At 54.1% G+C, this 6,935-nt stretch carries 5 protein-coding genes; all 5 read left to right on the top strand.

Annotated features, from left to right (window positions below; all coding sequences use genetic code 11):
* The first annotated feature begins 1,469 nt into the window (after positions 1-1,469).
* Positions 1,470-1,652: a hypothetical protein gene (locus tag ACSION_RS18630; protein ID WP_435304590.1), complete on the top strand. Its 183-nt coding sequence runs from the start codon at positions 1,470-1,472 to the stop codon at positions 1,650-1,652.
* The gene (locus ACSION_RS18635; protein WP_435307258.1) at positions 1,624-2,244 is read left to right on the top strand and encodes an NADAR family protein; all 621 of its coding nucleotides are present in this window, start codon (positions 1,624-1,626) and stop codon (positions 2,242-2,244) included. The genes ACSION_RS18630 and ACSION_RS18635 overlap by 29 nt, the downstream gene beginning before the upstream one ends.
* Positions 2,245-2,668: 424 nt before the next feature.
* Positions 2,669-4,183, top strand: a complete 1,515-nt coding sequence (locus ACSION_RS18640; RefSeq protein WP_435307259.1) for an HAD family hydrolase — start codon at positions 2,669-2,671, stop codon at positions 4,181-4,183.
* A gap of 12 nt (positions 4,184-4,195) precedes the next feature.
* The gene (locus tag ACSION_RS18645) at positions 4,196-5,398 is read left to right on the top strand and encodes a phosphoribosyltransferase-like protein (protein WP_435307260.1); all 1,203 of its coding nucleotides are present in this window, start codon (positions 4,196-4,198) and stop codon (positions 5,396-5,398) included.
* On the top strand, positions 5,399-6,935 hold a 1,537-nt coding region (locus tag ACSION_RS18650), incomplete at its 3' end, for an ORC-CDC6 family AAA ATPase (protein ID WP_435307261.1).

Below are 6,935 nucleotides of genomic sequence, written 5' to 3' on the forward strand. Positions count from 1 at the left end.
CTCATCGCGGCTGTTGCTCACCTAAGTGAATCAGGTTAACCCTCCGATCAACCCTCCCAGCGCCACCGGCAGGGTCCACGACCACAGGTAGGAAAGGCCGCCCCTACGGGCGGCCTTCATGTTGCTGACCGGGCCCGATTGCTCGGTAGCGGCGCGATCACACAGCGCGGGTTACCTCTCCCCTGAAACAGGCCAGGGAGGGCACTGAGGCGCGCTTAGCGGCGCGGGCGCGAACGAAAGTGGCGGCGGACCAGTTCCCGGCGGCCGAAACGGCTGCGGGTGTAGGCGCGCACCGACACGATCTTGGCCGTAAGGCTCATGTTCGTCTCCGTGTTGCGTGAGAGAACGGTCTTTGGCCTAGGGTCAGTTCCCGAGTTGACACAATTTCGGGATACGGGAATTATCATCTTTGTCGGGCCACTCAGTTCGACGCGGACGCACCTAGGACGGTCCGGCAGGAGAGTCGTTCTCGTTAACTCCCACTGCCCGTTTCTAGTCATCTCGCTAGCGCGCCAACGCTCTCGTGATGACCAAAATGCGTTCTTCGTTTTAAAGAACAAACCCAGTCTTCAACGGCTGGGTTTTTTCTTGCCTGCGGAGCACGCCTTAATACAGTTGTGTCCGCTTCAAGTTATCAACGTAGCGACGGGGGTGGGCCCTGTCAACCTGATTGACATGACTTTCGTGTCGGTTACGTACACCGGCGTGTAAAGCCCTGTTTTCCGGGTTTATAAGGTGCTTTCCACTTCTGAACGAAGTGCGTTTAAACGGCCAACTTGTCGGCCGTTTGTTTGCAGCCAGAAGTGCGCAATGTCCGTCGCACGGCGTGCGACTTTTCCCCAGCTGGGACGGCTGTGCGAGTACGCAAGGCTTCTGTGCTCGTAGCCGTCTGCGGCTGCTTTATCCGAGGTACTGCCAGCTTCTGTCGCGAGGGGCTCTGTACGGCTAGCAGCTACACGGCGAACACCTTTCGGTGGCGCGGCCTGATACCTGCCGGCGGGGGTTTGGCGTGGCTCGCAGCTGCACGGCGACAACCTTTCAGCCGCTGCTCGGCCGCCATTTCAGCTCTTGCAGCCGCATGTTTGGACGATCGATCAAGAAAATTTGGCATTTCGGCCGTTTTTTGAGCCCGGCATGTCTTGTGTCGCCTAGCAGTGAGCCAGCTTGTTGATCGCCTTGTTCTTGGTGGGGATGCGAGGGGGCAACTGGTGCGCGGCCAATTCCGCATCGTGGATGTGGCTGCGGGTCAGCAAAGCTGCCTTTGAGGACGTACGGAGTGGGTCCACTTCACCGCGCAGATTCCGGCAGCGCCCTGGCCAGTCTCAACCTGTGTCGCGACTAAGTTCAATACTATTAGCAAGGAATAATGTACTGCACTTTTACATACTAAAGACTGTGTTAAGATTGCATATCACAGCACCTGAGTGGTTGGAATGCCCAGAGGAAGGCCACGCCGCAAGACGGCAGTGATGACGCTTCGGATCGAGCCGGCCATCAAGGCCGCCGCCGAGATCGCGGCAGAGCGCGACAGGCGCAGCCTGACCAGTTTGGTTGAGGTGCTAATCCTCAATCATTGCGAAGCGCTTCAGATCAGCATCGACGAAATAGAAACGGAGCCCGCGCATGACAAAGAAGACCGCAAAGCCCCCTAAGACCGCTAAAGCAATGAAGCCCCGCTCGGCGCAAGCCGCCCAGGCGGTGGACGAGGTACGCTTCTACCGCTCAAACGAAAAGCCGTATGGCGTGTTCAGTAATCTCTTCAGGTCTGAAGTTGAATTCGAAGGTCTTGTTTACCCGACCGCCGAACACGCTTACCAGGCCGGAAAGGCGCGGAAGGAGGTTGTGCGAGATTGGATCCTGGCAGCGCCAACACCCGCATTGGCGGCCATGGCTGCACATGGCCTCTACGTTTGGGATGTAAAGCCCGACTGGGCTAAAACAAAGTTCGACCGCATGCGTGGCGTCCTTCGTGCGAAGTTTACTCAGCACCCCAAACTGGCCGAATTGCTCCTATCGACTGGGAGTGCTCGGCTCGTCGAAGTGGGTACAGTGGACAATGCGGTAAATCGACTTTGGGGCGAGGTCAATGGCGTGGGGAAGAACATGCTAGGTGTACTTCTAATGGAAGTTCGTGCAGAGATTCTGGCGGCACAACAGAACCCGAAGCCTGCCAGTGTGAAGAAGGCGAGCCGCACTCCGAAGAAGGCGCCAGCAAGACGAGAAGCAGCATTGGAAGCAGCGTAGAGGACGAGGAAGTCAGATGACACGGTACGACGCCGAGCTTAGCCAGTTGAGATCCACCTATGGGCGCGCGTTAGATGCCGATGTCTCTGCGCTCAAGAGGGCAATTGCGGGCGCAAGTGAATCAAGCATCATCGGCGTTGGCTCTGGGGGCTCATTCACTGTAGCGACGCTGCTATCCAACTTGCATGAAGCCTACACAGGTCGTGTCTCGCGGGCGGCGACACCACTCGAGATCATCTGTAATCCAACTCTCGCAGCATCTAGTCCCGTTTTTTTTATATCAGCTGAAGGGAAGAACCCGGACATAGTCGAGGCATTAGATCGAGCAAGACAGAGAAGTTCCCGACCTATCCATGTCCTAACAAATAGGCAGTCTAGTCCCCTAATGGACCGCGCCGCGCAGAGGCCGGGGACACTTACACATGTGTTCGAGCTGGCTGAGAAGGACGGCTACCTCGCGACAAACAGCCTTCTCCTGGATGCGGTACTTGTTGCCAGAGCCTACAGCGAGCTTGATGGGGACGCACACCCGCTGCCAGATTCAATGGATGAACTCGAGATAGGCCAAGAGTCGATCGACTCACGACTATCGGACTTCGAGGCATTCTCTGTGGAGATGACAGCCCGGAAGGGAGTCATCATTGTGTACGCGCCTTCGTTGAAGGCAGTTGCAGCAGATCTAGAGTCGAAGCTCTCTGAGTCCGCCCTTCTCTATTCACAAATCGCGGACCTTAGATCGTTTGCGCACGGCAGGCACATCTGGCTCTCAAAGCGCCCACAGGAGTGCGCTGTACTGGCAATAACCGATCCGGCATTAGCTGGACTTTGGACTCAGATGTGCGCAAATCTTCCAGCTGACATTGCGACGTTCACACTGGAGCTTAGCGGGTCCAAGCCTAGAGATCTCATTGCCGGCCTAGTCGCGCAGATGAAGATGATTGGACTTATTGCCAAGACTCAAGCTCAAGATCCCGCGAAACCTTATGTTCCAGAGTTCGGCCGTGCGCTCTATTACTTGGACTTAGCTTCTAACGTTCCATCGGAATCTACTCCTGAGGTACGCGGCCTTCAGCCAAAGTACGAATCAATGGGAGTTCGCTGGCCTTCGAAGGGGACGAGCGGCTCTACTCGTCGCGCGCTACTTGACTGCGAGCTCGCCTTCCAAGAACAAAGTTTTCGAGCAATCGTGTTCGACTACGACGGCACGCTCCGTCGCTCGAATCATCCCGAGGAGGCACCCACCGATCTCATGATCGAACGACTTGAGGCGATCATCGACAGCGGGATTGTCGTGGGGATCGCCTCAGGTCGCGGCGAAGGAATCCAAAGCAAACTTCGTGAGAAGATCAACGAGCGCTTCTGGGACCGGATTGAGGTAGGGCTTTTCAATGGTGGCTGGCTGGGAACTCTTAATTCAGAGTACATCCCTGAAGAGACAAACAACGAGTTTCTGAGTCATGTCACCAGAATTCTCAGGGCTCTCCAATCATCCGGTGTTCCGATCCGAGAGATTAAGCCGAACTACCCCTATCAGATAAGTGTTCGCTTTCACGAAGGCGTGCAAGCTGAAGGTATGTGGTTCGTGATTGCGGATGGATTGCGACAAGCCGGTCTGAACTCGAGCACTGTCTTTCGAAGCAAGCATTCAGTAGACATCGTATCCCCCAACATTAGTAAAACTCACCTTATCGCCTCCATCATTCGTAAGCACAACATCGATCCATACCAAATCGTAACAATGGGCGACCAAGGGAGTTGGCCAGGGAATGACTGCTCTTTGCTCGAGCACAAGTTTTCGCTGAGCGTCGACGAGCCGTCTCGCCGGTTGGATCGCGGTTGGAAGTTGGCGCCGGATTCTCGGAGAGATGTAGATGCCACTATGTGGTACTTAGAACGAATGAACATTGAAGACGGCCAGTTCTGCTTCCAACTCTTGTGACGGAGCCTGCTCATGAAGGAACTGAACGCCGAACTTCTGTTAACTCACGTTATGGGCTGGGTTGAGCAGGAAGATGTCTTGAGCCATGTGCCTAAGCTTCAGCTATTGGCGACCTACAAATATGACTTGTACCAGCGGTTTGGACCCGGCAGGAAGTTCGTTGAAAGCTTGGCCATATGGCTCAATCAGTTCGATCCATCCGACAGGAAAGAAGCACTATCGTTCGTAGAGGAGAAGCTCGTGTTCTTTTCGGAGCAAGAGCTTTCTCATCTAGTGCAACTTGCGTATCCAGACATCATCGAACAAGAGGTCCTTAGGCTTGTTTCAGAAGAAACAGGCATTGCTTCGTTCCAGGTCAGGCGCTTGGCTAAAGACAGGCGGTTCAAAGAGCTACGACACAAATCTCTGTATCTCGGACTCAGCGACGGCGCACGAACTAATGAACTGCGACGCGCCAGCAACGGAGCCATCAGCAATGAACAGATCTGGCAGGCATATGAGCTTGGTGAATCAAAAGCTGAAGAGATGATTGAAGCGCTTCAAGCTGCGGTCAATCCCAAGAAGGAGAAGTTGAGCGACGCTGTACTCCGGGTACTTGACGACAGAGGGCGTGATGCGGCGGCAGAGATGATCGATGCTGCGCTAGAGGCCAAACAGGAGCCTAAGACTGCTGGATCTCGATTTACGTTGGTTTGGCTGCTTGATGACTTCTCAGGCAGCGGCAATACCTATATTCGATATGATCCAAAAAGTGGGAGATACAAGGGAAAGATTCCTAAGGTATTTGATCGCCTTCATATGGGTGATCTCGTGGATACCGCTCACTACGAGGTTTTCTTACTTCTCTACGTAGCAACTCGTCAAGCGATAGACCACATTGAGTACTGGTCAGAGCGCTTCGCATCTGAGCGAGGACTCAAACCAATCCAAGTAAGAGTGCTGCTACCAATTGAGAGAAGTTTGTCAGTGTCCAAGACTACCGACCCCGGTCTAGCTGCGCTGGTAGACAATCCGAAGTACTACGACGATATGGCGTCAGACAAGCACATTGGAGTTGGAGGAACAAAGGACGCCAAGTGGGGGTTTGCAGCTTGCGCGCTACCCGTTGTCCTTTCTCATAATGCGCCCAATAATTCTCTGTACCTTCTCTGGGCTCCGGAGTCACATTGCTTTCAAGGGTTGTTTCCACGGGTAAGCCGTCACAGGGAGTTCTGAGTGGCCTACGCACGCAACCCATTCCTTGAGCGAGTCTCGGAACGCACTTCAGACCAGGAGTTCGTCAAGCTCTTTTCTCCTAAGATCTTGGATCGAATTGAGGATGATGCATTTCTGAGCGGCGTGCATGTTTTTGTCAGCCCTCCGGGAGCCGGAAAGAGCACGCTCCTGCGATCCTTCACGCCAACTGCTCTCAGGGCGTTCTACCACTCTAGGAAGGCATCAGATATTTCTGATTCCTATCAAAAGCTCGTGAGCCTACATGCCATCAGCGAGACTGAAGGTGCTGAGCTTCTTGGCGTGATGCTTTCATGCGCATCTGGCTATGCTGATTTGCCTGCTGGCGCCACCAATACTAGCGACGGGTTGTTCAGGGCCTTGATCGACTGCCGTATTGTGCTGCGAACGGTGCGAAGCGTCAGCGCTTTGTTGGGCCACTCCTCGCCGGAGCAATTGGCTGAAGTGTCCGTCGTGTATGGCGCAGATGCCGCGTCCCTCACGGCGATTCCGACGCTAGGCACACTTGGCGCCCTTGTCGCCTGGGCGGAAGAGCAGGAAAGGAAAGTCTATCTTCAGCTAGATACCGTTACTGAACCTGATCCGTCTGAATTGCCTAGCGACGTTCGATTCGAAGGGTTGATCTGGCTGCAGTCGATTCGCTTCCTCGTTAATGGCAAGGAGGTTGCTCCCAGAAGACTTCTTATGGTCGATGACATCTGGAAGCTTAGAAAGCGACAAAGGGAACTTCTCATTAGTGAATTGGTTGAGTTGCGCCCGACCATTCCCGTCTGGCTTGCCGACAGGTCCACAAGCTTAGGCGAGCAGTTGATTTCTCCCGGGGCACGAGAGGGAAGAGATGTTCACTATTACCATCTCGACGACCTATGGTCGGAACGTTCTGGACAAAGTCAGTTCAAGCAGTTTGCTCAGAATGTTCTTGATCGCAGACTCGGTAACCAGTCGGTCATTCCTTCAGGTTCATTCGCCCAGTACTTGCGGGAAGAGCTACTTCCGGTGGAGATTCGCGACGATGTGGCCGCGGGAATCGAAAAGAGTCAACGATCGCTTAAAAAGGTAGAGAACCTAGCTCGTTATAGTGAGTGGCTCTCACATGTTGAGGCTGCCGCGTTAACACCTAGCGTTGACACGCTTCGCGAGTTGTATGTGGCTCGAATCATGATTGCTAGAGATCAAGGAAAGCGGCAGATGTCGCTAGACATTGCTCCGTTGGCAACCTCAGATCTTGTGGATAGGGATTCGGGTAAAGAGGCAGGTGCGGCTGAAATATTCATGCACCGCGAGGCGAAGATTCCGTACTACTACGGGATAGACAGGGTTTGCTCGCTCGCGACATCCAATATAGATGAGCTTCTTTATTTGGCCGCGTATCTTTACGACGGCATGAAAGCAAAGTTCGTCATGCGACGACAGACTGAGGCGCAGCTATCGCCACATGAACAAGAGAAGCGAATACTCGATGCAGCAAAGAAGAAAGTTCAGTTTGTACCGAAGAGCCATACTGAGGGTGCCAGGGCAC

The sequence above is a fragment of the Pseudoxanthomonas sp. LjRoot125 genome (assembly GCF_964252705.1).
Classification (GTDB): domain Bacteria; phylum Pseudomonadota; class Gammaproteobacteria; order Xanthomonadales; family Xanthomonadaceae; genus Pseudoxanthomonas_A.